This window comes from Microbacterium sp. (assembly GCF_031178445.1).
Lineage (GTDB): Bacteria > Actinomycetota > Actinomycetes > Actinomycetales > Microbacteriaceae > Microbacterium.
Map to the genome: position 1 here is coordinate 32,074 of NZ_JAPSIY010000010.1, position 26,886 is coordinate 58,959.

The 26,886-nt window shown below is 68.1% G+C and carries 33 protein-coding genes and 1 pseudogene; 29 read left to right on the forward strand and 5 right to left on the reverse strand.

Translation table 11 applies throughout. The features are described from left to right. The first annotated feature begins 168 nt into the window (after window positions 1–168). From RIN43_RS13615 to RIN43_RS13700, 18 genes are all read left to right on the forward strand, one after another. The gene (locus RIN43_RS13615) at window positions 169–831 is read left to right on the forward strand and encodes a helix-turn-helix domain-containing protein (protein ID WP_309129467.1); all 663 of its coding nucleotides are present in this window, start codon (window positions 169–171) and stop codon (window positions 829–831) included. Between the two features lie 154 nt (window positions 832–985). Continuing rightward, the gene (locus RIN43_RS13620; RefSeq protein WP_309129468.1) at window positions 986–1,348 is read left to right on the forward strand and encodes a hypothetical protein; all 363 of its coding nucleotides are present in this window, start codon (window positions 986–988) and stop codon (window positions 1,346–1,348) included. Between the two features lie 144 nt (window positions 1,349–1,492). Then, window positions 1,493–1,990, forward strand: a complete 498-nt coding sequence (locus tag RIN43_RS13625; RefSeq protein WP_309129469.1) for a hypothetical protein — start codon at window positions 1,493–1,495, stop codon at window positions 1,988–1,990. Next, window positions 1,977–3,506 (forward strand): hypothetical protein, encoded by a 1,530-nt coding sequence (locus tag RIN43_RS13630; RefSeq protein ID WP_309129470.1) that lies wholly within the window; start codon window positions 1,977–1,979, stop codon window positions 3,504–3,506. The genes RIN43_RS13625 and RIN43_RS13630 overlap by 14 nt, the downstream gene beginning before the upstream one ends. After that, complete coding sequence (locus RIN43_RS13635; protein WP_309129471.1) at window positions 3,503–3,679, forward strand: hypothetical protein; 177 nt, start codon at window positions 3,503–3,505, stop codon at window positions 3,677–3,679. The genes RIN43_RS13630 and RIN43_RS13635 overlap by 4 nt, the downstream gene beginning before the upstream one ends. After that, a complete protein-coding gene (locus RIN43_RS13640) occupies window positions 3,676–4,992 on the forward strand; it encodes a phage portal protein (protein WP_309129472.1) in 1,317 nt (438 codons plus the stop codon). The genes RIN43_RS13635 and RIN43_RS13640 overlap by 4 nt, the downstream gene beginning before the upstream one ends. Before the next feature lie 2 nt (window positions 4,993–4,994). Then, window positions 4,995–5,693, forward strand: coding sequence for an HK97 family phage prohead protease (locus tag RIN43_RS13645; RefSeq protein WP_309129473.1), 699 nt, complete (start codon window positions 4,995–4,997; stop codon window positions 5,691–5,693). A 136-nt stretch (window positions 5,694–5,829) separates the two neighbouring features. Beyond that, on the forward strand, window positions 5,830–7,257 hold the full coding sequence (locus RIN43_RS13650; RefSeq protein ID WP_309129474.1) for a hypothetical protein: 1,428 nt from the start codon (window positions 5,830–5,832) through the stop codon (window positions 7,255–7,257). A 74-nt stretch (window positions 7,258–7,331) separates the two neighbouring features. Then, window positions 7,332–7,853 (forward strand): hypothetical protein, encoded by a 522-nt coding sequence (locus RIN43_RS13655; protein ID WP_309129475.1) that lies wholly within the window; start codon window positions 7,332–7,334, stop codon window positions 7,851–7,853. Window positions 7,854–7,856: 3 nt separating this feature from the next. Continuing rightward, window positions 7,857–8,387, forward strand: a complete 531-nt coding sequence (locus tag RIN43_RS13660; protein WP_309129476.1) for a hypothetical protein — start codon at window positions 7,857–7,859, stop codon at window positions 8,385–8,387. Beyond that, a complete protein-coding gene (locus RIN43_RS13665) occupies window positions 8,384–8,860 on the forward strand; it encodes a hypothetical protein (protein ID WP_309129477.1) in 477 nt (158 codons plus the stop codon). The genes RIN43_RS13660 and RIN43_RS13665 overlap by 4 nt, the downstream gene beginning before the upstream one ends. A 35-nt stretch (window positions 8,861–8,895) precedes the next feature. Beyond that, on the forward strand, window positions 8,896–9,954 hold the full coding sequence (locus RIN43_RS13670) for a phage tail tube protein (RefSeq protein WP_309129478.1): 1,059 nt from the start codon (window positions 8,896–8,898) through the stop codon (window positions 9,952–9,954). Further along, the gene (locus RIN43_RS13675; protein ID WP_309129479.1) at window positions 9,954–10,532 is read left to right on the forward strand and encodes a hypothetical protein; all 579 of its coding nucleotides are present in this window, start codon (window positions 9,954–9,956) and stop codon (window positions 10,530–10,532) included. The genes RIN43_RS13670 and RIN43_RS13675 overlap by 1 nt, the downstream gene beginning before the upstream one ends. A gap of 3 nt (window positions 10,533–10,535) precedes the next feature. Beyond that, the gene (locus RIN43_RS13680; protein WP_309129480.1) at window positions 10,536–10,988 is read left to right on the forward strand and encodes a hypothetical protein; all 453 of its coding nucleotides are present in this window, start codon (window positions 10,536–10,538) and stop codon (window positions 10,986–10,988) included. Between the two features lie 173 nt (window positions 10,989–11,161). Next, the gene (locus tag RIN43_RS13685; protein WP_309129481.1) at window positions 11,162–12,778 is read left to right on the forward strand and encodes a hypothetical protein; all 1,617 of its coding nucleotides are present in this window, start codon (window positions 11,162–11,164) and stop codon (window positions 12,776–12,778) included. After that, the gene (locus RIN43_RS13690) at window positions 12,778–13,518 is read left to right on the forward strand and encodes a hypothetical protein (protein ID WP_309129482.1); all 741 of its coding nucleotides are present in this window, start codon (window positions 12,778–12,780) and stop codon (window positions 13,516–13,518) included. The genes RIN43_RS13685 and RIN43_RS13690 overlap by 1 nt, the downstream gene beginning before the upstream one ends. Before the next feature lie 11 nt (window positions 13,519–13,529). Then, complete coding sequence (locus RIN43_RS13695) at window positions 13,530–14,606, forward strand: hypothetical protein (protein WP_309129483.1); 1,077 nt, start codon at window positions 13,530–13,532, stop codon at window positions 14,604–14,606. 32 nt (window positions 14,607–14,638) lie between these two features. Continuing rightward, entirely contained in the window at window positions 14,639–15,235 is a 597-nt protein-coding gene (locus RIN43_RS13700) for a hypothetical protein (RefSeq protein WP_309129484.1), read from the forward strand. Window positions 15,236–15,240: 5 nt separating this feature from the next. Here RIN43_RS13700 and RIN43_RS13705 read toward each other — a convergent pair whose 3' ends face one another. After that, window positions 15,241–15,702, reverse strand: coding sequence for a DUF732 domain-containing protein (locus tag RIN43_RS13705; RefSeq protein ID WP_309129485.1), 462 nt, complete (start codon window positions 15,700–15,702; stop codon window positions 15,241–15,243). Continuing rightward, entirely contained in the window at window positions 15,699–15,848 is a 150-nt protein-coding gene (locus tag RIN43_RS13710) for a hypothetical protein (protein WP_309129486.1), read from the reverse strand. Before RIN43_RS13710 ends, RIN43_RS13705 begins: the two co-directional genes overlap by 4 nt. 44 nt (window positions 15,849–15,892) lie before the next feature. Between RIN43_RS13710 and RIN43_RS13715 the strand changes: the two genes are divergently transcribed. From RIN43_RS13715 to RIN43_RS13740, 6 genes are all read left to right on the forward strand, one after another. Beyond that, window positions 15,893–17,566 carry a hypothetical protein gene (locus RIN43_RS13715; RefSeq protein WP_309129487.1) on the forward strand — a complete coding sequence of 558 codons (1,674 nt, stop codon included), beginning with the start codon at window positions 15,893–15,895 and terminating at the stop codon, window positions 17,564–17,566. Between the two features lie 3 nt (window positions 17,567–17,569). Further along, a complete protein-coding gene (locus RIN43_RS13720) occupies window positions 17,570–19,348 on the forward strand; it encodes a hypothetical protein (protein ID WP_309129488.1) in 1,779 nt (592 codons plus the stop codon). A gap of 66 nt (window positions 19,349–19,414) precedes the next feature. Continuing rightward, window positions 19,415–20,212 carry a hypothetical protein gene (locus tag RIN43_RS13725; RefSeq protein WP_309129489.1) on the forward strand — a complete coding sequence of 266 codons (798 nt, stop codon included), beginning with the start codon at window positions 19,415–19,417 and terminating at the stop codon, window positions 20,210–20,212. After that, on the forward strand, window positions 20,212–20,652 hold the full coding sequence (locus tag RIN43_RS13730; RefSeq protein ID WP_309129490.1) for a hypothetical protein: 441 nt from the start codon (window positions 20,212–20,214) through the stop codon (window positions 20,650–20,652). Before RIN43_RS13725 ends, RIN43_RS13730 begins: the two co-directional genes overlap by 1 nt. After that, complete coding sequence (locus RIN43_RS13735) at window positions 20,637–20,966, forward strand: hypothetical protein (protein ID WP_309129491.1); 330 nt, start codon at window positions 20,637–20,639, stop codon at window positions 20,964–20,966. Before RIN43_RS13730 ends, RIN43_RS13735 begins: the two co-directional genes overlap by 16 nt. Continuing rightward, the gene (locus RIN43_RS13740) at window positions 20,966–21,307 is read left to right on the forward strand and encodes a hypothetical protein (protein ID WP_309129492.1); all 342 of its coding nucleotides are present in this window, start codon (window positions 20,966–20,968) and stop codon (window positions 21,305–21,307) included. The genes RIN43_RS13735 and RIN43_RS13740 overlap by 1 nt, the downstream gene beginning before the upstream one ends. Before the next feature lie 122 nt (window positions 21,308–21,429). Here RIN43_RS13740 and RIN43_RS13745 read toward each other — a convergent pair whose 3' ends face one another. From RIN43_RS13745 to RIN43_RS13755, 3 genes are all read right to left on the reverse strand, one after another. Continuing rightward, window positions 21,430–21,756 carry a hypothetical protein gene (locus RIN43_RS13745; RefSeq protein ID WP_309129493.1) on the reverse strand — a complete coding sequence of 109 codons (327 nt, stop codon included), beginning with the start codon at window positions 21,754–21,756 and terminating at the stop codon, window positions 21,430–21,432. 69 nt (window positions 21,757–21,825) lie between these two features. Then, window positions 21,826–22,104, reverse strand: a complete 279-nt coding sequence (locus tag RIN43_RS13750; RefSeq protein WP_309129494.1) for a hypothetical protein — start codon at window positions 22,102–22,104, stop codon at window positions 21,826–21,828. Window positions 22,105–22,145: 41 nt separating this feature from the next. Further along, on the reverse strand, window positions 22,146–22,307 hold the full coding sequence (locus RIN43_RS13755; protein ID WP_309129495.1) for a hypothetical protein: 162 nt from the start codon (window positions 22,305–22,307) through the stop codon (window positions 22,146–22,148). A 51-nt stretch (window positions 22,308–22,358) separates the two neighbouring features. On the opposite strand from RIN43_RS13755, the pseudogene RIN43_RS13760 reads away from it, so the two are divergent. The 5 genes and pseudogenes from RIN43_RS13760 to tmk all read left to right on the forward strand — a co-directional run. Continuing rightward, window positions 22,359–22,436 (forward strand): annotated as a pseudogene (locus RIN43_RS13760) (DUF4244 domain-containing protein); the annotation flags it as partial. Then, window positions 22,436–22,792 (forward strand): TadE family type IV pilus minor pilin, encoded by a 357-nt coding sequence (locus RIN43_RS13765; protein ID WP_309129496.1) that lies wholly within the window; start codon window positions 22,436–22,438, stop codon window positions 22,790–22,792. The pseudogene RIN43_RS13760 and the gene RIN43_RS13765, both read left to right, overlap by 1 nt. 24 nt (window positions 22,793–22,816) lie before the next feature. Beyond that, on the forward strand, window positions 22,817–23,146 hold the full coding sequence (locus RIN43_RS13770) for a helicase (RefSeq protein WP_309129497.1): 330 nt from the start codon (window positions 22,817–22,819) through the stop codon (window positions 23,144–23,146). A 112-nt stretch (window positions 23,147–23,258) separates the two neighbouring features. After that, window positions 23,259–26,093 carry a type I DNA topoisomerase gene (gene topA, locus RIN43_RS13775; RefSeq protein ID WP_309129498.1) on the forward strand — a complete coding sequence of 945 codons (2,835 nt, stop codon included), beginning with the start codon at window positions 23,259–23,261 and terminating at the stop codon, window positions 26,091–26,093. Beyond that, window positions 26,090–26,716, forward strand: a complete 627-nt coding sequence (tmk, locus tag RIN43_RS13780; protein WP_309129499.1) for a dTMP kinase — start codon at window positions 26,090–26,092, stop codon at window positions 26,714–26,716. The genes topA and tmk overlap by 4 nt, the downstream gene beginning before the upstream one ends. Window positions 26,717–26,886: the final 170 nt, after the last annotated feature.

Sequence of the window (26,886 nt, forward strand, 5' to 3'; positions counted from 1 at the left end):
TCGTCCGACGCGAGCTGCCGAGGGTGTGCACCGTCGCCGGCACACACCGACTCAGCGATCTGCTCTCGGTGCTTCGGACGGATGGGGGCCCTGCTCCGCGATGTTCCCGACCTGCTCGGTCGGGTGCGGTCACTGTCGGACCCGTCGAAGGCAATGCAGATCGCCCCGGTGAAGATCTCATCTCGCCCCGTCGAAGCCGTCGCCCCAGTGGGTCCGGACCTACTCGACGCCGCCGACACCATCCTCGCGAACCTCCGAGACTGGGCGCACAGCGTGGCCGCAGGGTTGCCGTTCCATTCCCGGTTCTCCGGCATGGGCGCCGTCACGGCCTACCGGCTTGCTCTGGAGTACTCGAGGGCAATCATCGGCCATCTCGAACAGCTGACAGCCGACCCGGCCCGAGCATTGCACCTAGCCGAAGCCATCACCGTGTTGCATCCGGAGGAGGCGGGGGAGCGGCCGGCCTGGTCGATCGCAGACGCCGCGCACCGATGGGGAGCGGAACGACGCGACCGTCATGTGCATCCCGACGTCGACGCCGAGCCCGACCGCGAGGAGTCGGCGCAGCCTGTGCGGGAGTGGTACGACCCGACGCTGAGCGTGAAGGAGGCTGCGGCTCGCGTCGGTGTCAAGCCCGGCACCGTGCGCAAGTGGGTCGCCATGGGTGACCTGCCCGTCGCGATGCGTGCTCGAGGGCCACGCGGTTCGATCATGCTGATGCTCTATGCCTCCCAGGTAGATCGGGTCGCCGCCGAGATGGCAGCACGCGGCGAGGCAACCCGATTCGGGCCCAAGAAAGACACGCCGGAATATTCGTCGTCACGGGAGTAGCGCGGTCGATGCTAGGCTGTGCCTCGCACGATACTTCTACCCAGAGCCTCACCCATTCGGGTGGGGCTCTCGGCGTATCGGGGTGGCGGCCGGTGCTCGGCGATGCGAGGCGCACGGGTGCCGGCCGTCACCATGCTCCTGGTCGGAGGGTCGGATGTCCGCCGAGATCTACAACACCCACCAGTGGCGACAGCTGGTGAAGCTGCTCGTCCGGCCTGGTGCGCTGTGCGAGATCGAGGAGTGCGCAGCACCGTCCCGCGAGATCATCTTCGGCCTCCGCCACCGCCACCCTCTCGGCCCCAGCCTCGACCACATCATCGAGCTGCAGTACGGCGGCGCACCCTTCGACCCGGCGAACCTTCGGCCGGCCCACCTCGGCTGCAACGTGCGCAAGTCCAACCGCCTCCGCAAGGAGCATCGTGCTGGCCTGCTACGCCTGGTCGCCCGGGTTGGAAGAGCGAAGGCGGCCGCGGCTCCGACAAGGGCAAAGAGGTCCGCGTCGGTGCTCGATCGATGAGCACCGGGCTGGCGAGAAGTCCTGATCGCTTCGCGTTTTTGAGATACCGGGTTGCGACAAGACCCGCGCATCTTCATTTTTTCTCACGCACCGAATCTCCCGAGTAACCGGGCACAGGCGTGACCGGATACGGAGGAGGCCAACGTGAGTCGTCCTCGCACTCCCCTCGAGCAGCTCGAGCACGGAACCCTCGCCCGCTACCGCCGCGGCTGCAAGTGCGAACCGTGCCGGGCCGCGAACCGCGACCGGGTGCGCGACCACCGAGCCCGCGCGGCCGCGGTCGACACCGAGCGGGAGCAGGTCGCGTCGATCGCGATCAACATCGACCCTGACGCACCGGTCCCGACGATCGACATGCAGGCGCCGGCTGGCCGCGTCGAGAAGGCCGTCCGCAAGGATCTGAAGGCCCTCGTCGGTGAGCCGCCGTGGAAGCGCACCGCCGCCGCGATCCTGCGCCTCAACGCGAGGGTGATCGACCAGGCCCCGACCGTCGACCGCCTCGACCTGCTCTCGCCGATGCAGCTGCGCGCCCAGGAGTGGATGAAGCTTCTGCGCTCGGTCGGACCGACCGACGGCACGATAGCCGGCGGTGCCGAGGCGCTGCTCGACGCGCTCGGAGCGTCCGGCGATGGCGACCACTAAGCCCGAGCTGATCCCGCTCTTCCACACGCCCCGCAATCCGAACCGTGAGACTCGCGCTCGCCGCAAGCTGAACGTTGCCAAGGCGCTCGGCACGCCGTACATTCCGTGGCAGCGTGAGCTCGCCGAGGTATGGGGAGAGGTCGACCCGAAGACGGGCGGCTACTGGTACCGCACGCTCGTGCTGATCGGTCTGCGGCAGATCGGCAAGACGACCTTCGTGCGAGCCGACCTCACCGAGACCTGCCTCTTCACCGAGAGCGCACTAGTGCGCTACACGGCGCAGAACCAGAAGATGGGGCTGCAGCGCCTCGAGTTCGACTTCTACCAGCCGATCCGCGACTCTGCGTTGAATCCGCTGCTCGACCACCGGGTCGGCAGCGCGAAGCGCGGCACCCCCGGATGGTCGGCACGGTCGGGTTCTGAGCACATCCGCTTCGTCACGAAGTCCCGGTGGGAGACGGATGCCGTCAAGGCCGACTCGGGTCACGGTCCGCCCCTCGACAAGGGTGCAATCGACGAGGCGTTCGCTCACGAGGACGCCCGCGTCGAGCAGGCCATGCGCCCGGCGCTGCAGACCAAGAAGGGGCAGCTGCTGGTCGCCTCGGCGGCTGGCGACGAGTCGTCGCTGTACCTCGCCCAGAAGCGAGAGAGCGAGCACGCCCGGTTCCTGTCGCTCACCGAGCAGCACGGCTACCTCGGCCCGACCCGCTCACGCACCATGTTCGTCGAGTTCGCCGCCCCTCGGGATGCGGATCGCGCCGACCCGCTCACGTGGTGGACCTACCACCCGGGTCTGAACGGCGGGCTCATCGACGAGGAGGACGTGCAGGCCGCGCTCGAGGGCTTCGAAGCGGCCCCGGAGGAGTTCGACCGCGCCTACCTCGGCTGGTGGCCGCAAGCCAAGCGCCGCGAATGGATCATCCCGCAGCAGTCCTGGATCGACACGCAGGAGCTCGACGCCGACGCGATCGACTGGGACGGCACGCCCGTCTACGGACTTGACGTGTCGCCCGACCGCGCGCTCACATCTATCGCGCTCGCCGGCCCCACGCCGGGCGCTCGCGCCTGGCTCGAAGTCGCCAAGCAGGACGGCGGCACCGCGTGGTCGGTCGGCGCGATGCAGTCCCTGCGCGAAGCGTTCGGCGGCAATCTGGTCATCCTCGACGGTTCCGGCCCTGCGGCATCTCTGCAGACCGACCTTGAGCAGGCCGGATTCGAAGTGGTGCTGCTGCCAATGCGCGAAGTGAACGCCGCGTGCGGTGGTCTGTACGACGACGTCGTGCAGACCAACGTCCGCCACGGCGGCGACCCTGAGCTGCTGGAGGCCGCCAAGGAGGCCGCCTGGGTCAACTCCGGCGACTCCCGCCGCTTCGGCCGAGGCAAGTCACTCAAGGACATCACGGCGCTGTACGCGGTAGCGCTGGCCCGCCACGGCCTCGTCACCCGCGCACCCGTCGAGTACGACCCCACCGCATCAGTGCTCGGCGCCCAGATCGAACCAGAGGAGGAACGGTGAATCTCACAACCCTCCTCGACCTCCTTGGCGCGCTGCTCGTCATCGCCGCGCTCGCCGCGTTCGTGGGCACGTTCACGATCGCTGGAGGGCTCGGCGTGGCTGGTGTCGGCCTGCTCGCACTGTCATGGCTGATCGATCGGCGTGCGGCCGGCCGAGGGAAGGAGCCGAGGTGAGCCTCTTTCGAGCCCGTGCCAGCTCCCAGCAGCTGATCCTTCCCGCCCGTCGCGCACGAGCCCGCGGCACCGAGGTCACCTCGACCGCAGCACGGCAGCAGTCGGTCGTCTGGGCCGCGCAGCGCCTGCGGGCCGATCTGGTCTCCCTGATGCCCGTGGACGTGTTCCGCAAGGTCGGACAGCGCAACGTCTCGGTGGAGGCACCTCCTGTGTTGCAGCTGCCCACGGCATGGGCGGACGGCCAGCCGATGACTATCGGCGAATGGCTGGGCACGTCGCAGATGGATCTCGACGCCCACGGCAACGCCTTCGGAGTGATCCGTGCGACCGATGGGCTTGGCAAGCCGGCACAGATTGATCTCGTCAAGATCGAGGACGTCTCGTGCACGATCCGCGATGGCCGGATCGTGCAGTACCGGATCGCCGGGGAGAAGACCGATCCGCGCTTTGTGTGGCATGAACGGCAGTTCACGATCGCAGGCTTCCCGCTCGGGCTATCGCCGATCGCGCACGCTGCCCTGTCGATCGCTGGTTCCGCTGGCGCTCAACGATTCGCGACCGACTGGTTCGCGAACGGCGCGACGCCGTCCGCCCACCTGAAGAACACTGAACAGCTGATTCCTGATCCGGCGGCGGCGCTGCGCATCAAGCAGCAGTTCCTCGAGTCGACAGCGGCGGGGGAGCCGTTCGTGTCCGGCAAGGACTGGACATACAACCCGCTGGCCGCGAAGGCCGCAGAGTCCGGGTTCATCGAGCAGATGCAATACACCGACGTCGCGCTGACGCGCTTCTTCGGCGTGCCCGGTGACGTGGTCGATGTGCAGTCGTCGACCGGAAACGTCACCTACGCGAACATCACGCAGCGCAACCTGCAGCTGCTCGTGATGAACATGGGCGGATCGGTCAAGCGGCGCGAAGACGTGATCTCCACTCGCATCCTTCCGACTGGACGGTTCGCCAAGCTGAACCGGTCCGCTGTGCTCGCGATGGATGCGAAGACACGGGCTGATCTGTTCAAGAGCCAGATCGATTCCCGCCAGCTCACACCGACCGAGGCGCGGGCCCTGGAGGATCGCGAGCCATTCACAGACGAGCAGTACGCCGAGTTCGATCGCTTGTTCGGGACCCGCAACCCGACCAAACAGTCCGCGACGGCCCCTGCTGCAGGCAGCCCCGAGGAAGCTCGCGCTGTTGCCGAGCTGATCCAGAAGATCTATCTCGGTGTCGGCAAGGTCATCACCGCCGACGAAGCACGTGCGATCGCCAACCGCGCCGGAGCAGACCTCACCGACGCCTTCCCCTCGATGGAGTGATCATGAACCCCGAACTGCTGGAACACGCCGCGCACGCCCGTGCGCAGGGCGACGCCCGCCGGGCCGATCGCCCCCGTCAGCGCCGCAGCGCCGAGCCGCAGGGCACCCGAGCATCCGTGCTTGTGCCCGGCGTGCAGATGCAGTTGCGTGCCACCGGCGACGCCGACGACAGCCCGCTGCACTTCACCGGCTACGCCTCGGTGTACGAGCGCGCTTACGAGATGTGGGACTGGGCCGGCCCGTACATGGAGGTCGTCTCCGCCGGCGCCGGTGAGGTCTCCCTGAACCGGGCCGACCTCGACGTGCCGCTGGTGCTGCAGCACCAGTCGCTGCGGCGCATGGCACGCACGACGAACGGCTCGCTGACCCTCTCGGAGGACGACACCGGCCTGCACGTCGACGCGCCTCAGCTCGACCCGCGAGACAGCGACGTCGCCTACATCGCCCCGAAGATCCGTGCAGAGCTGATCGACGAGATGTCGTTCATGTTCCGCATCGAGGTCGGCCGTTGGTCGCCCGATTGGACCGAGTACCGCATCGAGCGGTACGACATCCACCGCGGCGACGTCGCGATCGTCGGCTACGGCGCGAACCCGCACACCGGCGGCCTCACCGACCTGCGTGAGCAGGCCGGTCCCCAGACCCCGCGTCTCGATCTCGGCATCCGCGCCGACGACACGCGACTGCTCACCTTCCGGTGAGCGACTCTGCTGCTCGCACGAGCTGCTCGAGCCCGCCCGCGCCACGTGCCCGAGGCGGCCGACTGGACTGCGTCGACTGGCACCCCTCACACAACACCGTCGCCCCTGAGGGGCACCATCGAAAGGACCACAGGTCATGGACTTCGACAAGCTGATCGCGCAGCTGCGCGAGAAGATGAACGCGCGCATCTCGATGCGCAACGAGTACTCGAGCGAGCTCGAGACGCTGCGGGGCAAGGACAACCCCACTGATGCGGACAAGGCCCGCGTCGAGGAGCTCCGCGCCGGCAAGGCGAAGATCGATGCCGAGCTCGTCTCCTTCGACGAGGAGATGCGCCAGCTCGAGGACGAGAAGAAGGCCGACGACGCCATCGCCCGTCTCGCGCAGCGCAGCAATCCCACCGGTGCCGCCGCTGGCGCTGGCGAGCCGGAGCAGCGTAACGCCACGGTGACCGTGAACGAGCCGCGCACCTACTCGCGTGAGAACGACCCGCGCGGTATGCGGTTCCTCGGTGACGTCGTCGCCGACTTCCGCGGCGACCGCGAGGCCGGCACCCGCCTCTCCTCGCACCTCCGCGAAGAGCGGACCCTTCGCGGCGAGGCCGTCGAGCGTGCGGTGACGACGTCGGGCGCGCCCGGCACGATCATCCCGCAGTACCTCGTCGACCTCTACGCGCCGAAGGGCAACCCGGGCCGCAAGTTCGCCGACATGTGCCGCCACCACGACCTGCCGGACACGGGCATGACCGTGTACATCCCCCGGCAGATCGCATCGACCACCGCCGGTGAGCAGGTGAACGAGCTCGACACGGTGGCCGAGAGCGACTACGACGACGAGCTGATCTCGGTGAAGGTGCGCACGGCCGCAGCTTCGCAGACGATCTCGGCGCAGGCGTCGATGCGCGGCAACGGCACTGAGGACATCGTGCTCGAGGACCTCTTCAAGTCGTACAACACCAAGCTCGACGACATGCTCATCAACAGCGCCGGCTGGGGCCTGCTCGCCGTCGCCAACCCGGTGTCATACACCTCCGGCACCCCGACCGCGGCAGAGCTGTACCGGAAGATCCTCGGCGCCTCGGCGTCGATCGAGGACACCCTCCTCGACCTCGACGAGGACGACCTGTTCACGCTGATGCGCGGCCGCCGCTGGGCGTGGTTCAACGGCGAGACGACCGACCAGAAGCCGTTCGTGCAGCAGGTCGGTGTCCCCACGAACACGTTCGCCGTCGACGAGCCCGGCGGGTACGCCTCTCCGGTGGCGGGCTTCCTGCCGAACGGTGGCCGTGTCGTGAAGGACAACAACCTCCCCGCCGACGGCGGCACCGGCACGAACGAGGACACCCTCGTCGTCGTCGCGCAGCACGAGGCGCACCTGTGGGAGGACCCGTCCGCACCGTACTTCATCCGCGCCGAGCAGACGCAGGCGAAGAAGCTCGGCATCGACCTGGTCGTGTTCGGGTTCTTCGCCGCGTGCTTCGACCGCGTCGTCGACGCCCAGGGCACGCCGAAGGCCGTCCACCAGAAGATCACCGGCACCGGTCTGGTCGCCCCGACCTTCTGACACATCGTGCTGGGGCCCGCCACGGTGGGCCCCAGCATGCCCAGCAGACACGAGACAGCAGGGAGCTGATCATCATGAGCATCACCAAGAAGGATGCCGCAGCCACTCGCGCCGCGGCGGCGAAGCAGGCCGAGGCGGCAGACCGCCTCTCCGCGCTCGAGGTCGAGCGCCGCGGCTACGTGCAGCGCGGCGACGAGGAAGGCGTCGAGCTCGTCGACGCCGAGATCGCCAGATGGTCCAAGCTCGTCGGCGTCCCCGCCGAGTCGGGTCGCAGCGGCGATGGCGGACAGGGCACTCACGAGCAGGACCTCGAGCAGGCGAACGCCACCATCGCCCGCAAGGACGATGAGCTCGCCGAGTTCGAACGGCACCTCAAGGCCGTGACTGGCGAACTCGACGAAGCACGAGACCGCGCCGGCCGACTCGAGCAGGAGCTCACCGCCCTCCGCGCAGAGCACGGCCAGGCCGCGGACGCTTCGCAGGGCAACCCGGACGACGGCGAGGGTGCTGCTCAGGGCGACTCGCACGAGGCTGGCGGCAAGCCGGCACCCAAGAACGGCGGCCGCGCGAAAGCCGCAGCTGCAGCGAAGGGCTGAGCGATGGCGATCCCGTGGCCCACGACCGGCGCGGCGATCGCCAAGTCGCTGAAGTGGGGCGAGGACCGGTACGAGGAACTCGAGGACTACGCCCTCGTGGCGGTGTCCAAGATCGAAGAGAAGGTCGGGCCGTGGCACGGGCAGGCGCTCACCCACACCGTCGCGATGCGACGCGAGGTGACCCGGCTCGTCCTGCCGTGGCCGGTGGATCTCGTCACCGGTGTCGTGCTCGACGGTAACGCCGTCGAGTACGACGCCGTCGACCTCGGAGCAGGTGTCGTCTACGGCACCTTCCCCGCCGGCGTCTACACGATCACAGCCACCGCCCGAGCCGCCGCGTCCTGCCCGCCCGACGTCGCGCTCGCCGCACGCAAGCTCGGCGCCCACCTCGCGAAGCAGGACCTCGTCGGACCCCGCCAGTCGGGCTACACCGGCGGACCGGACAAGGACCTCGACGTGCAGCAAGGCTTCGCCCTGCCCCGTGCCGTATCCGAGCTGATCGCCGACTACGTCCGCCCGGGAGGCTTCGCGTGAGCAGCACCGTCTACCCCTCGATGGGCGCAGCCGCCGCAACCGTGAAGAGGAAGATCCTCGACACCGCGAAGGCTGCGCTCGCCGAGGAGACCGAAGTCGACGTCGGAATGGGCTTCATGTGGCCGCCGCAGTGGCAGGACTCCGTCTCGGTGATGGGCGTGCGTGTGTCGCCCTCCGACGGCACGATCGGCATGCAACGACGCCAGCACGTCGATATCCGCCAGGACGTCGCAATCACCGTGCAGCGCGTCACCGACGACGAGGGCGAAGTGCACGACCGGGCATACGAGCTGCTCGACAAGATCGACTCCGCCATCCGCACCGACGCGACCCTCGGCGGCACCGTCCTCTGGTGCTACGCCGACGAGGTCGCATCCGACGGCATCACCGACGAATCGAACGCCGGATGGGGTCGCATCTGCGCCCTGTCCGTCACGTTCGTCTCCCGCGTCATGATCACCCGCCCGGCCTGACCGGGCCCACACACATCACCCCAGGAGGGCACACCATGGTCACTCAGGCTGACTGCTCGATCGCGTTCAAGAAGGAGACCACCTACGGCACGGCCGTCACGGTGGAAAGGTTCCTCGAGTTCACCTCGGAGACCCTCGACCTCGACCGCGCCTACCACCAGGGCGAGAACATGCGCCCCGGCACCCGGGTCGCACGCTCGCAGAAGCGCATCCTCACGCGTGAAGGGGCCGCCGGCGACATCACCCAGGAAGTGCAGACAAAGGGCTTCGGTGCCCTGTTCGAGCTCGCTCTCGGCGTCGCTTCCGCGTGGACCGAGGTCGAGGCCGACTCCGGCGTCTACCAGGGTGTGTTCACACTCGTGAAGGACGACTTCCTGCCCTCGGCGACGATCCAGAAGGGCGTGCCGCGGCTTCCCACGGCGACCACTCCGGGCGGTGTGGATGCGTTCACGTTCGCCGGCTGCCAGGTCTCGTCGATCGAGTTCGAGATGTCATCCGAGGGCGTGCTCACGATGACGACGTCGTGGATCGGCGGCCGTGCTGTGGACACCAGCACACCGTACGTGCCGTCCGCGGGCAAGTACCCGCAGGGGTGCGAACTGTTCAGCTTCGTCGACGCGAGCCTGGTACTCGGCGGCACGATCACGATGCCCACCGCGACCGCCCTCGCCACGGGTGGCACCGTCGCCGGCAACGTGCGCGAGGCCTCGATCTCGATCGACCAGGCCCTCGACGACAACGGCCGCAACCTCGGCGGCCGCGGTGAGCGGTCGCGTCCCGGGGCAGTCGGCCTGGCGGAGATCACCGGCAGCCTCACGGTCGAGTACGACACGACGCTGATCACCGAGGCGGTGCTCGAGCAAAAGGGCCTGGCCCTCGTGCTCACCTTCCAGGGCCCCAGCGACATCGGCGACTCCGGACTGCGCCCTGTCGTGCAGATCGTCGTGCCCGAGATCAAGCTCGAGGGCGACCTGCCCAAGTCCAACGGAGGCGACGTGATCACCCACTCGTCCGACTTCGTCGGCCTTGACCCGCTCGTTCCGGGACAGGAGCCGATCTACCTCGTGTACAGGTCGGCTGACCTGGTGCTCTGATGGCAGGCAAAACGGATCCGGAGTTCGAGTTCGAGCTGCCGGATCTGCGGGCCCTGTTCGCCGATCTCAAGGCAGTCGCGCCCAAGCTCGCCACCGACGTACGGAGGGACCTGCGCGGCACCGGCTCTGACATCATCGCCCAGCAGCGCCGCATCCTCTCCGGGCCCCGGCCCGGGTCGATCCACAAGACCGGGTCGACGCTGCGACTCGTCGTGCCCCGCAACGGCCGCAAACCGTACCTCGCGATCCGTAACACCTACGAGACCGGCGACCCCCGCGAGGGTGGTGTCGACGACCTGCGCTCGAAGATCCGCGCCGGCCTCAAGACCTCCGTCACCTCCGGGAAGACCCGCTCGTCGATCCAGATCAAGACGACCGGTCCCCGCAACGACGGCTACAACATGGCAAAGGTCTGGCAGGCCCGCCGCTTCCGCCACCCCATCTTCGGCGCCCTCGGCTGGATGGACCAGCAGGGGCAGCCGTACTTCTGGGAACCCGCATACGACGGCGTCGAGGACATGCAGCGCAAGGTGCAGACCATCCTCGACAACGCCGTGACCACCCTCTCGAAAGGCTGATCCGTGAAGATCCGATTCCCCGACCACCTCACAGGCGGCGTCACCCGCGAACCGCTCCGCGCGATGAACCAGAAGAACGCCCCCATCCGCCTCGTCGCCGAGCTGCAGATGGAAACCGGCTGGGACCTGAAGACGTTCCGCGAGGCGCAGGCCACGATGTACAGCATCGCCATGGCCGCCTGGCTCACCCTCCACAACGCCGGCTTCACGACCGTCACCTGGGACCAGACCGCCGAGCTCTCCACCGAGGACCTCGAGTTCATCGAGGAACCAGGCGACCGCGCCGCCGCCGAACAGGCGCTCGCCGAGTCGGGGGAGGGGGATGCCTCGGACCCAGCATCCCCGGCTTCGAGTCGGGACGCCGAGCCCGCCGAGCCCCGCAAGGCGGCCACCCGATCGAAGAATCCGAGCCGTGGATCGCAGGCCAAGTCCGCAAGAGGCTCGCGAACTTCCTGACGCTGTTCCCCGGGCACACAGCGCCCGGGATCTGGGACATCACGTACGGCGATTGGCTCGAGCTCGCGAAGGCCGTCGACGACCACGTCGCGGACCAGAAGAAGCAGCAGGCCAAACGCAAGGCTCAGCGGCGCCACTCACGGCGCCGCTGAGCGGCAGAGAGGGGATCGGGCATGGCGGGTAACTCGCGAGACTTCCTGATCCGCATCCTCGGCGACAGCGAGAACGCGAAGAAGGCCGTCGACGGCTTCAACAAGAAGCTCGACGACTCCACGAGCAAGCTCGACGGCTTCTTCGCATCCTTCACCGGCAACCTCGCCGCAGACCTCTTCCAGGATGCCGCCGCCGCCGCGGGCGACTTCATCTCCGGCTCGATCGACCAGGCCTCAGACCTGAACGAGACGCTCTCCGCCGCCGAGGCGATCTTCGGCGACCAGACCGCCGCGATGGACAAGTGGTCGCAGAACGCCGCCCAGAACCTCGGCCTCTCACAAGGTGCCGCCCTCGATGCCGCGACCGGCTTCGGAGACATGTTCCAGCAGCTCGGCTTCGCCGGCGACCAAGCTTCGGGCATGTCCCAGGACGTGCTGCAGATGGCCGCCGACCTCGGCTCGTTCCGCAACCTCGACACCAGCGACGTGCTCGACAAGATCTCCGGCGCCATGCGCGGCGAGTACGACTCGCTGCAGGCCCTCATCCCCAACATCAACGCCGCCCGCGTCGAACAGGAAGCGCTCGCCGCGACGGGCAAGGAGAGCGCTAAGGAGCTCACCGCGCAGGAGAAGGCCGCGGCGACACTCGCGATCATCAACAAGGATGGCGCGGCGGCGATGGGCGACTTCGCGAAGACGTCGGACTCTGCCGCGAACCAGCAGAAGATCATGACCGCGACGCTCGAGGAGCAGCAGGCGGAGCTCGGAGAGCAGCTGCTTCCCGCGTGGACGGAGCTGCAGGGCTTCCTTATCGACTCCGTTCTGCCGGCGTTCACGAGCGTGATCGGCTGGCTGGCGGACAACCAGTGGGTGTACGGGGTGGTCGCGGGCGGTGTGCTCGCGATCGCCGCGGCGTACACGATCTGGCAGTTCGCCACCGGGGCGTGGACGGTCGCGCAGATCGCCGCGAACGTCGCCATGCTCGCCTCCCCGATCACCTGGATCATCCTCGGGATCGTCGCCCTCGTCGCCGCGATCATCTGGCTCGTCGCGAACTGGGACACCGTCGTCGCCTGGATCACCGAGATCTGGGGCGGATTCATGACCTGGATCGGCGAGGTCATCGACGGCTTCGTGGCCTGGTGGGACGACACCTGGGCCGGGATCTCCGAGGCCTGGTCAGACTTCTGGGACGGCGTCGCGCAGGTCGTGAAGGACATCTGGAACGGCATCATCGGCTGGATCGAAAGCGGCATCAACGGAGCGATCGACCTGATCAACGGCATGATCGACGGCGTCAACCTCGTCGGCGGCGCCTTCGGCGTCAACATCGAGCACATCGGGCACGTCTCGCTCCCGAAGCTCGCCACCGGTGGAGTCACCTCCGGCCCGATGGTCGCGATGATCGGCGACAACCCCGGCGGCCGCGAGGTCGTCCAGCCGCTGTCATCGCTGCGATCCGACCGACAGGCTGACATCCGCGCCGCCGTCCGCGCCGCGGTGCTCGAGCTCCGAGGCGGCGGGGGAGGCGAGACAGTGTCGGTGACACAACAGATCACCGCCCTGCCCGGCATGTCCGAAGAGCAGGTCGCGGACGCCGCGGCGCAACGGCTCGGCGCAGTGCTCAGGAGTAGCTGATGAAGGCAAGGATCCACGGCGTCACGCTCGATGGCACCGACAGCACGAACAGTCCCTACACGATCACCAGCATCGACGGTTGGGACGACGGCGTCGAAACCCGTCGGGAAGCGATCGACCGACCAGCCGCACACGGGCAGTTCCCCACGCCCGGGTACCTGTCTGGGCGGCTCATCACGATCAACGGCGAGATCTACACCAGCTCGCCCAGCGAGCAGGACCACGCGATCCTCCGACTCACGGGACTGCTGGCGGACGGGAGCACGGCAAAGTTCGCCGTCGAGACGGCCCTAGGCTCCCAGTGGGCCAGCGTTCAACGCAACGGGCCACCCGACATCGTCCGCGACCGCTGGGGGCTGCTCGCGACCTACCAGCTGCAGTTCTGGGCGGCCGACCCCCGCAAGTACGGCGAGGTGCGGGAGTACGCGGCGGGTGAGGAAGCGGTGCAGTACGGGAACTTCCCGGCGACGCCGAAGATCATCGTCAACGGCATCGCAGAATCCGGGTACACCGTGACCGGGCCTGGCGGGCGCCGTGTGATCGTGTATCACCCACTGACGGCCGCCGTGCCGCACACCATCGACTTCACCACAGGCGGCTTGTACGTCGCCGGTCAGCGCATCTTCGGAGCCATCACGGTCTACGAGCCGTGGACGGTATCGCCCGGGTTGCCCGGGGTGGTCACCACAGTGAACGGGGCGCGCACGCTGCGCATCCAGGTCGCTGACACGTTCGTCTGAGAGGATCGCTGATGACGCTGTGGCAGGCCTACTCGTGTGACGCGATCACGGGCAAGCAGATCGACCGGATCCCGTTCTCCGCGTTCTCATACGCCAGGCTGCTGTCAGCGGGGGGTGACGGGCAAGCAGCGGTCCCGCTCGACGGAACCTTCACGAAGACCGAGTTGCGTTCGCTGCTGCAGCCGCTGTCGCGCATGCTCGTCCTCGAACGCGATGGCGTCGTGGAGTACATGGGTACGGTTGCGCACCCGCCGAAGTACGTGCGCGGCCAATCGACGGTTTCCGTGCAGCTCGAGGACGTGTGGGCCCGGTTCCTGCGTCGTGGCGGGTGGGACCACACCGCCCCGAACGTGGAGAAGTGGGAGACGACCGTGACGGGGTCGCTTCGAGACCATGCGGTCGCGGTGATCCGCAGAGGCCGCGACGAAGGGCCTGTTCTGCCCGAGATGGGACTGCCGATCAGCCTGCCGGCCGTGCAGAGTGGATCGGTCGCACGGACCTACTACGGCTACCACGTGGAGATGGTCGGCGATGTTCTCCAGGACCTCCTCGACGAGGGCCTGGACGTCTACTTCCAGCCTCGATGGATCTCGAACGGCGATTCGGACTGGCTCATGCGCTCCGACATCGGATGGTCCTCCGGCGTGACACGCGAGTTCTTCGTCACCGCGGACCTCTCCGAAGTGGCGGGGTTCTCGGAGTCGGGCGACGCGTCGCGGGTGACCAACAACGCCCGCTATGTGGGCGAGGGATCAGAGGTCGACATGCTGGTCCGCTCCAACCGAAACACGGCATCCCCGTATCCGCTGCTGGACAAGACCACGCAGGCGAAGAACGTGTCGGACGTCGCGCAGTTGTCTGCGATGGCGAACCAGGACCTCACGATGTACGGGGCACCCACGATCCAGTGGGAGTTCTCCGTGCTCGGCGACTCCCCGGTCGACGTGGGAGACACGGTGCGGTTGCACTTCGACGGAGACCCTTGGATTCCGGACGGGTGGCACACGCGCCGTGTCGTCAAGGTCGCAGTGTCCGTCCCCGGGCCGGACGTGAAGACGATCAGTGTCCAGCCGGCAGGAGGCGCGTGATGGGCGTCGATCACATCGGCGGAAATGCTGGCATGCGACAGGAATTCCAGAAGCTGTGGCGTGAGCTCCGCCGTGTGGCGAAGGCGACCCTGCAGAACGGCTCCATCGGTCGTGCCGGCATCCGCGTGTACGACGGTGGCCGGATCAGGATCGAGGGCGGCGGCGGCATCGACATCGTCGGGTCCGGGTACATCCGCATCGATGGCGACCTGACCGGTGACGGTGAGCTCAGCTGGACTGGACCGTGGGAGCTCCTCGGCAACGGCGAGGTCACCGGGACGGTCACATGGTCAGGGGATCTGAACCTCACCGGCGACATCACCGTTCTCGGCAGCGGCCGTATCATCGCCGGGAACATCACGATTGATCCATCGGCAGCCGGTGGTCGAATCGGGTTCGGTTCCGACCGGTTCATGCACGCCGGCTCAGGGTTCCTCGGGGTCTACGACGGCAGCCGGTTCGTGGTCTTCAACTCGTCGGGCGTCGCGATCCATGGAGGGGCCGGGTCGCCGACGCTGTCAGTCGGTCCGGGCGGCGTCCGCATCTCGGGTCTGTCGAAGGTCCCGAAGGCGGGGGTCCCGGCGAACTGCGTGTATGTCGGCTCGGACGGGTTCCTGCACGAAGGCTGATCCGGTTACTTGCCCAGCAGGTCGGGGCAGAGGAACAGGACGGCAGCCCGCGCGAGAGAGGCGCTGTCGAGGTAGCTGCCCTGGACGCGCTCTTCGCCCTCGACGACGGACACGTCGTCGATCTCAGTCCCGGCTGCCAGGGCCTCACATGCCTGTCCACCGGCGACGAGCAGCTGCTCATCGGTGGCGTCGGGGATGGTCGTCGCTGCCCCGAGGCCGGCAAGCCGGGACCGTGCCTCGATGAGGTACTTCTCCTCGGCGATGGCCTCGGCGTCCTCTTCCGCCGAGGGGCTCGGCGTCTCGGCGACGAGCGGCTCCGACGAGGGCGCGTCGCTCGGAGTCGGGCTGCTGGTGGCTGTCGTCTCGACCGGTGCGGGTTCCTGCCCGCTCGTGGTGAGCGCGTAGGCGGTGCCTCCGCCGACGACGAGTACAGCGGCGGCCACGATAGCGGCGATGCGGGTCTTCACGACTGGTTCTCCTTCACGTACTGGATGAGCGCTCGTCGGATCACGTCGCTGATCGTCTCGTCGTTCTGCTCTGCGGCGGCCTTCGCATCATCCCAGAGCTTCGCGGGGGTGCGCACCTGTCGGGCGACCATCGGCTGCTTGACCATGCGATGAGCGTACACACGAACGTAAATACGCGCAAGGAGGACTCATGGCCGATTGGCTGCCGGGCACGTGGGAACCGAAGGGGCTCCCCGTGACGAACCTGTTCCCGAACCCTGAGCTCGTCGGAGCGGGGACGGTCGAGGTGCGGCGCAACCTGTGCCCTACCCCTTCGTTCGAGGCCACCACCGCTCCGGCGTGGAGCACCAGCGGGAGCGCAACTGCCGCTCCTTCGACGGACTGGGCGGCGTCCGGCGCACGCTCCATGAAGGTCACCGCGGGTGGCACGAACTCCAACGCGGGCGATATCCGCATCGGATCGCTCACTGCCTTCCCGGCCGGGGTGAGCGCCGGCATGACAGTGACGATGAGTGCGACGATCATGATGCCCGCCGCATACGCCGCACCGGACAACTCGGGCGGTTCGCGCCAGCGCCGCATCATGTTCTTCTGGCAGAACGGTGCGGGCGCGGTGTCCCAGAGCTATGGCCCGCAGGCGCCGAACACCCCCGGGGTCCACAAGATCTCGCACACCCTGACCATCCCCGCCGATGCGGTCGGTCTGATCTACAGCGTGGGCTGTGCCGGCTCCGGGTCCGAGCCGAACTTCATCACCTACGTGGATGAGGTTCTTCTGGAGCGGAGCGCGACCGTTCGGCCATTCTTCGCGCCAGGCGTCCCGTCGCCGGACCCCGACCTGACGCCCTCGTGGACGGGGACGGCTAACAACTCGCCGTCGATCCTGACCGGGGTTCCCATTGCCGCGATTCCCAGCATTCCCGGCAGGTGCTTCGCGATCCGTTCATCGAAGGTTGTCGACGGGGTGCCGTTTCCCGTCCGGCTGATCGCCGATCGGGCAAGTGCTGACACGTTCGTCGTGCTGGGGACGGCGCTTCCGACTGACGGCACGTTTCTCGCAACCCGCTACCAGGAATCGGTGCTGTCGAACCCGTCTGCGCGAGGGCTCTGGGTCACTTTCCCCGAGTCGTATGCCCCTCTCGTGAACGAGGTGGGCGCGCGGGAGTACCGCTACAAGTACAGCGGTCTCACGTCGACATATCAGGGACGCCTTTATCACGGCGGCGCGCAAGGCTCCGGCGATGTCTGGTATCGCGCGGTCGGCATCTTCGCCGGCGCCTACGACGGTCCCTGGTTCTCGGGCGACACCCCCGACACCGACGAAGTGATCTACGCCTGGCAGGGACCACGCAACGCATCGCCGTCGACACGGCAGGAGATGGAGGCCGTGATGGCGACGATCTGGGGCACCCTGTCCGACTTCGGTCTGGAGGCGCTCACGCCGTTCAAGCCGGTGCTGAAGTTCCTCCCGTCTGGGCCCGGTGTGAAGGGGAACAGGCTGTTCTCATCCCGGCCGGTGGAAGCGCCCGTGAACGCGACCGGGGCGTTCTCGGTGCTGTTGGAGCCGACCGACGGGGTGATCCCGAAGGCCTGGTACACGGTGTCGATCGAGTACCTCAACCCGGGCGGCGAGTACACCTCGTACGACCTGCTCAACTACCGGCTGCTCGTACCGGCCCCGGGCGGTGCGATCGGGGAGCTCCCGGATACGCCACTGTCGGCCGACACGGTGCTCGTCTCGCTCGCCCCGCCGCCGCCCGGATACAAGGGCTGGTACCTCAATGCCCCCGGACCCGGTCAGGACCCGGGCGACCCGAACGATCCGGCATCGTCCGGCACCGGCATCCTCGAGATTGTGAGCTGAACCATGGCACGTGTTCCCATCGCGAACCTGAAGGGCCCGAAGGGCGACCGGGGCGCTCAGGGTCTGCCCGGGACGAACGGTGTCCCGACCGATCAGGCCGTCGCAACATTGCTGGGCATCCCCTCGCAGACGGCGTCCGCGCTGCAGACGGCGTTGGATGGTCAGGCGGTCCTGCCGGAGTACCTGACCCGTGACGCGCAGGCCCGCACGGATCCGCGTGCCGCCTACCGCAAGCGGGTCGTACACAACCTCGTCTATCAGCACGCCGACTGGGCGGCCGCGGAAGCCGCGTGGGGGACCTTGTTCCCGCAGGCGTTCACGATTGACGAGACCGCGCAGGAGCTCTTCGTGATCTCCACCCCGGGGATCGTGTCGGTGTACGACTGGGGGACCGGCAGCTACAAGCAGTGCTGCTTCCGTCTCGCCGGCGTGACCGTCACGAACCAGTCGCTCGTGATCCGTGAGGAGGGTGGGCGCCGGTTCCTGTACGCACGCCGGACGATGACCGAGTTCGCCCGGTGGGACATCACCGCGCTGCCGACCACGCTCACCGACCTGCAGCCGGCGGGCACGTTCGCGATCACCACCCTGTCGGACTTCACGTTCTGGGATGGTGTGTGGACGATCGGCGCGGCAACGTCCGACCTGGGCGGGACGGAGTTCTCCGAGCGGGGCAAGTTCCTGCAGTACGACGAAGCGTTCAACCCGATCGGGCTGATGCACATCGACGCGATGCGGTACGGCGGTGCGGTCGGCGGCGGCATGTACAGCGGCTCCGGCTACCCGAAGGCACAAGGCTTCGCCGCCGGTCCCGGCATGTTCGCCGCATCGGTCGGCGGCGGGTGGGATTCCACCAGCCCCGAGCCGATCACGAACCCGTACTTCTACCAGGGGGTGCGGTTGTACTCCGCGTCCGGGGAGGTCCTCGCCGACAGTCTCGTCACCGCGGAGACGATGCGGGATTACTTCACCGCGCTCGGCTACCAGCCGAACCACATCGAGGCGGAGGGCATCTGCTACACCGGTGGGCACTGGTACTCGCTGTACGCGATCGCCGCCTCCGGCACCCCGGCGGCGGCGACCGGCGGCATCGTGATCATGGAGGAGTTCTCCAACCACAACGACGCCGTCGACTTCGCGAACCGTGCGGTCACGTGGACGGCACCGAACTCGAACGCGGTCGCAGCCCGCCTGCACCCGGTGGTCCCGACCCGTCGCCTCAGCAACCCGGTAACCGGTGGTGCCCTGCTGACGGTGGGCGAGATCTTCGACTACATGCGTGCCGTCGGGCAGCACCGTCTCGCGTTCGCAAGCTCCGTCGTCGACGTGAAGGACGGCGAAGGGAACCTGTTCGGTGGCGGCGCGCTCGTGGAGTGCATGCTGCTGACGTCCACGACCATGCAGGTGCGGGTCACGCGGGCGACGAACACGGCGATCTTCACCTGGTGGTGGAACGGCACCGCCTGGCAGTGGACAAAGTCCCACTTCACCGCGTCGCTGACACCCTCGACAGGCTCGGGGACGATCACGGCCACGATTGCCGGCAATGTCGTGCAGGTGCAGATCGAGCTCTCGGGCACGTTCCCGGTCGGCACTGTCACCCTCACCGCCAACGGTGCGCTCCCCGGGGCGATGCGGCCGACCGCTGTCGCTCGCGGCGCGGCCGTGCTGGACCAGTACGCAGGCACCGCGTACGTGTCCGCCGGCGGCCAGGTCGGGGTACAGCACCAGTCCGGTGCATCCCGCACCGGGATCTCCGCCACGGTCGTCTACCTCATCTGACAACCAGCACATCCGACGAAGGGCCCCGCCATCAGTGCGGGGCCCTTCGCATGAAAGGGAGGGCTCATGGGGGGTTACACCAACGGGCGGTTTCCGCTCAGCATGATGGTCAAGCTCGGCGACCAGCACTACCTGCCCGCAGGGACCGCCGCACGCTGGCGATGGGTGCAGCGCGCGGCATGGGAGAAGTACCGGGTCTGGTTGATCATCACGCCCGGGTGGAACGGATACCGGCCCTATGACATCCAGGTCGAGTACCGCAAAGATCTCGGCATCTGGGCTGCCGTCCCCGGCTACTCGTCGCACGGACTGATCTACAAGGGCCGGCTGTGCGCGGCGATCGACGTCGCCAACTGGGCCGTTCTCGGCTGGGCGCGGTTCAAGGCGCTGTGCCGCCTCGCCGGGTTCACCGTCGACTTCGTGTCACCACAAGAGCTGTGGCACATCGGCGACTTCAACGACATCTGGACACCGCCCTCATGGGCTGCACCCACAGGAACGACAACGCCGGCCGAGCCGGAGGAAGAAGACGAAGACATGCTCAAGCCGACCGTGCATGCCCGTATCGACGGGCGAACCGAGGGCGAGTGGATGCTCGGTCACCCGGACATCGGCACCGACCTGCCGGTGTTCACCGGCACCGTCACCGACAAGAACTCGCGCAAGGACGGCAAGGCCGTCGTGTTCCGCGGGTTCATGGTGACCACCGACAAGGCCACCTACATCGCGTGGGCGCGCATCTACGCCAAGGGCGCGGGCAACATCACCTCGTCCACCGACCGCGCCGGGTACCTCGCGATCCAGCGTGAGCTCTCCCGCATCTCCGGTGAGCTCGCGGGCGCGACGTCGATCAACCTGAGCTGATGCGCACCATCCGAAAGCTGTGGGAGCAGATCACGGAGCCACGGCACATGAAGATGCTCGCCGCAGTCATGTACGCCGTGGTCTTGGTGATGGGAGTCGTCGCCCTGGTCGACCCGCCTCGCAGCCTCGAAGGAGCGCTTGGCGGGGCGCTGACAGCGATCTGGGCGTGGTGTCTCACCATCGGCGGGTCCGCGGGCCTGTCGGTGGTGTTCACCGCCTGGTGGTGGGTTGAACGCCTCGCACTGGTGCTGATCTTCGCCGCAGCGCTCGACCTGATCGCCGTCACCCTGCTCATGGCCGTCGACCGCACCGGGGACCGCTGGTATCTCCTCGGCCTCACCCTCGTCTTCGGGCTCGCGTTCGTCGTCCGGTGGGTATCGATCCGCCGCTACAACTTCGAGCCACGAACCGGGGGTGTCGTGTCGTGCCCGCCGAACTGATCGTCGCCATCCTCACCTCCGGTGCCTTGGGCGGCATCGTCATGAAGCTGCTCGACATGGCTCGCGACTGGCGCGCCGGCCGAGTCCATGCCCGCCGCGCCGAGGTCGACCGCGCGATCGCCGAACGCGACCGTGCGATCGCCGAACGCGACCGTGCCCGCGCGGAGGTAGACGACGCGGAAGCCGAGATCTCCACACTCACCCGATGGGTGCGGATCGTCGAGGAGCACGCCCACATCTGCCGCCGCATCATCATCGACCGCCTCAGCACCGATGACCTTCCCCCGTACCCGTCCCGACCAAAGGAGTCCTGATGGACATCGTCCTCCCCACCATCCCCGCCGGCGTGCTGGTCCTGCTCGGACTGCTCGCCCCCTACGTGCAGGCGCTCATCCAGCGCCCGACCTGGTCCCCGACTGTGAAGAAGGTCGTGGCCGTGGCCGTGGCTCTCGTGCTCACCGGCATCGTGCTCTGGTTCTACTACGTGTACACCGGCGATACCGTCCCAGCATGGCCCGCACTCGCGCTGCTCGCGATCGTCGTCGCGCAGGCCAGCTACGCCCTCTTCACCAAGCGCACCGCCACAGCGGTCGAGAACGCTACCTCGCGCACGCTCACGGTTCACGAGTCGCCTGATACCTTCCCGCGACGCTGACCAAAGGAAAGCCCCCGCCCTGTCCGCATCACGCGGGAGGGCGGGGGCTTCTCCGCGTTTGGAGCTGTCACAGCCCCGATGCCCGTCGACGACGCCCTGAGCGTTTGCCGGCTGATAGCTACTCAGTTGAACCCGGGAATCGAACCGTCGTCCTGACGTGCAGGCATCGCCGGAAGCGTCACTGCGGGGTGCTCACCATCGACCACTTCGCGTGGAAAGCCGCTCTGACTGACCAACTTGAAGCCGACGCCCCTTCCCTGCAGCTCGGCGAGTCCCGAAGCCACCGCCTGGTTGACGGCAGCGAATATCTGCGCCTCAGGAGTCGGGTAGGGCATCATCGCGATTTCGCCCTCTTCGGTGCGCCCCCAGTCCATGGTGTAAGCCGCAGCCTCGGTCACATCCGTGACCTCGACCTCAATGTCCAGGATGATTCGCATGTACTTGCTCATCGCCCGAGTATCCCAGCAAAGAAGTCGTATTCGGTACGGTCAGTGTCCAACGGGCTCGACGTTTCGACGTCAAAACCCGCGCCGGGCGACGGACTCGTACACGGACTCGCGTTGATGCTCGGCCCTCTCGATCTCAGCACGGCACCAGTCACGGGCGACGAGCTCGTGGGGGAGGACCGCGAGCACGCGACGCTCGGATTTCACGATCGACCACCATTCGATCCTGAACACGATGTGCGTCTCGCCGGTGGCACGGTCGACCATCGGCCCCTTCACCATCAGGAACTGGGGACGCACCTGACGGTCGAGGACGAGCCACTGCGCCTCGGCGAGCTGAATCACATGCACCCGGGGAGGATATGCCGGAGGACTGACGTCTGGCTGTGCGATCAACCGCCGTGGAGCCCCGGCAGGTCGTCACCGCTCTCAGGGCGTTTGACGTCCGCGTAGAGCTCGACGAGGCCGTGCGACGGGCATTCCAGACCGGTCGCTCCGTCGCGCAGCAGCGCGCCACAGTCAGGGCACGTGAGCGGGTCGGGTAGTCCGTCCATGCCCACAGTCTCGCAGAGTGATGCCGGTAGAGCTTCGTCGGAAATGACCGCTTGATGGTGATCATGCGCAGCGATGAGGTGCGCGGCATCCTCACCGACCTGGTGCGGCGGGCGCTCACGGTGTCGTGATGCGCCGCGGGCGCCTGAACCGGCTCGGCGGCGAGGAGGGATCCGTCGCCGCCGAGCTGGCGGTCTCGCTGCCCGCCGTACTCGTGTCACTGCTGCTCGGGGTCGGCGCCCTGACAGCGGCCGCGCAGCAGGTCGCGCTGCAGGACTCCGCGGCGGACGCCGCACGGCTGCTGTCGCGCGGCGAGAGTGCCGCGAGGGCGGCGGGGGTCGTCGCCGCCTCGGTCGACGGGGCACGGATGAGCACCGGCGCGGCAGGCGACATGATCTGCGCCACGGCCGCCGCCGACTTCCGTGTCGGGCAGCTGATCCGCATTCCGCTCAGCGCGCGCAGCTGCGCACTCGACGGCGGCCTGTGAGATGTCGATGCAAGGGAGGACACCATGGCAGGCGCAGCGCTGGCCGCCGGCATCCTGACCGTCACCGCGACGCTGTCGCTCGGGCTCGCCGCCGTCGGCGGAGCGGCTGTCACGGCCCAACGCGCATCGGGCGCCGCGGACGCTGCGGCGCTGGCCGCCGCCGACGCGGCGTCCGGCGCCGTCGTCACCGCTGAGCCGCCCTGCGCGCTCGCCGCGAGGGTCGCCGCCGCATCCGGCGCCTCGCTGTCGGCGTGCGCGGTCGAGGGGCTCCGTGCGACGGTCGAGGTCAGAGCGGCGTACGCTGGTCTGGTCGCCGTCTCCCGCGCCCGAGCCGGGCAACCCGAGGGAGGATGACGACGGCCCCCTCACCGCCGCTGTGCTCTCGAGCCGACGCCGTGTCGCCCTGACTCTGCGTCTGCGCCAAGAAAGCGGTGTGTATGGTGTGCTTCGGAGAAAGGACGCACCCTTGGCTGCAGGCAAGAAGCTCGTGATCGTCGAGTCCCCGACGAAGATGCGATCGATCCAGGGGTACCTCGGCGACGGCTACGAGGTGCTCAGTTCGGTCGGTCACATTCGCGACCTCGCCGACAAGAAGGACATCCCCGCGGCCGACAAGCAGGCCTACGGCAAGTACTCCATCGACGTCGACAACGACTTCGACCCGTACTACGTCGTCTCCGATCGCAAGACCAAGACGGTTGCGGAGCTCAAGCGGGCCCTCAAGACCGCCGACGAGCTCCTGCTCGCCACTGATGAGGACCGCGAGGGCGAGGCCATCGCCTGGCACCTGCTGGAGACTCTCAAGCCCAAGGTGCCCGTCAAGCGGATGGTCTTCCACGAGATCACCAAGGACGCCATCCGGGCGGCCATCGGCAACACCCGCGAGCTCGATCTCGCACTCGTGGACGCGCAGGAGACGCGTCGCATCCTCGACCGCCTCTACGGCTGGGACGTGTCGCCCGTGCTCTGGTACAAGGTCAAGACCGGCCTGTCGGCGGGCCGCGTGCAGTCCGCCGCGACCCGCATGATCGTCGACCGAGAACGCGAGCGCATGGCGTTCGTGTCCGCGGAGTACTGGGACATCGAGGCCACCGCCAGCTCCGCAGACGCCGGATTCCGCGTTCGGCTCGTGCGCGTCGACGGCGGGCAGCTGGCCCGTGGGGGCGACTTCGACGACACCGGGAAGCTCAAGAAGGCCGTCGTCGTCCTCGACGAGAAGCGCGCCGCAGCACTCGCCGCCGCCGTCGCCGCAGCCGGTCGTGGTGCTGTCACCGGCGTCGAGGCCAAGCCCGGCACGCGCCGGCCGTACGCCCCGTTCACCACCTCCACGATGCAGCAGGAGGCGGGCCGAAAGCTCTCGATGAGCGCGAAGCAGGCGATGAGCGTCGCCCAGCGCCTCTACGAGAAGGGGTACATCACCTATATGCGGACCGACTCCACCGCGCTGAGCACCCAGGCGGTGCAGGCGGCGCGGGCGCAGGCGGTGTCGCTCTACGGGGATGCGGCGGTGCCGCTCAAACCGCGTGTCTACGCGTCGAAGAGCAAGAACGCGCAGGAGGCCCACGAAGCGATCCGACCATCGGGCGAGACGTTCCGCACACCGTCGTCCGTCGCCTCGCAGCTCGACCGCGAGGAGCAGCGCCTCTACGACCTGATCTGGAAGCGCACCGTCGCCAGCCAGATGTCCGACGCGAAGTACGAGACCACCACCGTCACGATCGAGGCGGACGCCGACGGCGAGAAGCTCGAGTTCACCGCATCCGGCACGGTCTACACCTTCAAGGGCTTCCTGGAAGCCTACGAAGAGGGGCGCGACGAGAAGCGCGGCGACGCCGACGCGGCCGAGAACCAGTCGCTGCCGCAGGTGGCCGTGGGCGACCAGCTCGAGATGGCGGATGCCGAGGCCAAGGGCCATCGCACGACGCCGAAGCCCCGCTACACCGAGGCGTCGCTCGTGAAGGCGCTCGAGGAGCACGGCATCGGCCGCCCGTCCACGTTCGCCAGCACCATCGGCACGGTGATCGATCGCGGGTACGCCACCAAGCGCGGCCAGGCCCTGGTGCCGACGTGGCTCGCGTTCAGCGTGGTGCGCCTGCTCGAGGAGCACTTCGCCGACCTCATCGACTACGACTTCACGGCGGCGCTCGAGGACGATCTCGATGCCATCGCCCGCGGCGAGCAGAAGCGCGTCGAATGGCTGCGCTCCTTCTACTACGGCTCCGACAAGCAGGTGGGGCTGCGCCAGGTCGTCGACAACCTCGGCGAGATCGACGCGCGAGCGCTGAACTCCACGCGCATCACCGACACCGCCACGTTGCGCTTCGGAAAGTACGGGCCCTACCTCGAAGTCGTCGACCCCGCGAACCCCGACGCGAAGCCGCGCATCGTGAACGTGCCCGAGGACCTGGCCCCCGACGAGCTCACGGCCGAGAAGGCGCAGGAGCTCATCGACGCACCGGTGGCCGGCGACCGGGTGCTCGGCGAGAACCCGGAGAACGGCAGGGTCATCGTCGTCAAGGACGGCCGGTTCGGTCCCTACGTGCAGGAGAACCTGCCCGAGGACGATGCCGCGGTCGACGAAGCCACCGGCGAGGTCATCGAGGCGCCGAAGAAGAAGACCGCGAAGAAGGATGCACCCAAACCGCGGACGGGTTCCCTGTTCCGCTCCATGTCGGTCGACACCATCGACCTCGACACGGCGCTCCAGCTGCTCAGCCTGCCCCGCGTGGTCGGCACCGATCCCGAGTCGGGCGACGAGATCACCGCGCAGAACGGCCGTTACGGCCCGTATCTGAAGAAGGGCACGGATTCGCGCTCGCTGGAGAGCGAGTCGCAGATCTTCGACATCACCCTTGAGCAGGCGCTCGAGATCTACGCGCAGCCGAAGTACGGCGCAGGATCCCGCCGCGCATCCAGCGCGCTGGCCGAGTTCGAGGCAGACCCCGTCAGCGGCAAGCCGATCCGCATCCGCGACGGCCGTTTCGGCGCCTACGTCACCGATGGTGAGACGAACGTGACCATCCCGCGCGGTCAGAAGCCGGAGGACATCACCTTCGAGACCGCGGTGCAGATGCTCGCCGACAAGCGTGCCAAGGGTCCGGCGCCCAAGCGCGGCACGAAGAAGGCGCCGGCCAAGAGGGCGCCGGCGAAGAAGGCGACCGTCAAGAAGGCGCCCGCGAAGAAGACGACCGCCAAGAAGGCGCCGGCGAAGACGGATGCCGAGAAGGCGGCCGCGCGTTCTGCGGCGGCGAAGAAGGCCGCGGCCACGCGTGCGGCCAACGCGGCGAAGGCGGATTCGTGACGACAGGCCGCGGCGTGTGGATCACGCTCGAGGGCGGCGACGGCTCGGGCAAGACCACGCAGGCGGAGCTGCTGGCCGGCTGGCTGGGGGAGCGGGGTCGCGCTGTGATGCGCACTCGCGAGCCGGGCGGCACCGAGGTCGGCACTCTGATCCGCGACATCGTCCTGCACCACCGCGGCGACATCGCCCCGCGCGCCGAGGCATTGCTCTACGCCGCCGACCGCGCGCACCACATCGCCACCGCCGTTCGACCGGCGCTTCACCGCGGAGACGTGGTCATCCAGGATCGCTACCTCGACTCGTCCGTCGCGTATCAGGGCGCGGGGCGCGTGCTGGATGCCGCCGAGGTGCGCGAGCTGTCGCTGTGGGCGACCGAGGGCGCGCTGCCCGACCTGACCGTTCTGCTCGACGTGGATCCGGTCGAGGCTCGGCGCCGCCTCGACGCGGACGACAAGCCCTTCGATCGTCTCGAGGCCGAGAAGGAGGAGTTCCACACGCGGGTGCGGACGTCCTACCTCGCCCTCGCGGAGGCGGAGCCCGAGCGTTTCCTCGTCGTGGACGCCGCTCTGCCTGCATCCGAGATCGCCGAGCGCGTCCGTGCGCGCGTCGCCCTCCTGCTCTGACCTCTCGCTTCCACGGAGTCGGCATCCTCGCGTTCCCGTTCGAGCACGCGCGCTGCGCATCGTTTCGCAGCGCGCGCAGAATCGAGCAGCGCGAGATCGGTGGCAGCGCGAATCGAGCAGCGCGAGATCAGCGGAGGGCGCGAGAGCAGCGGGGGAGCAGCGCGAACGGC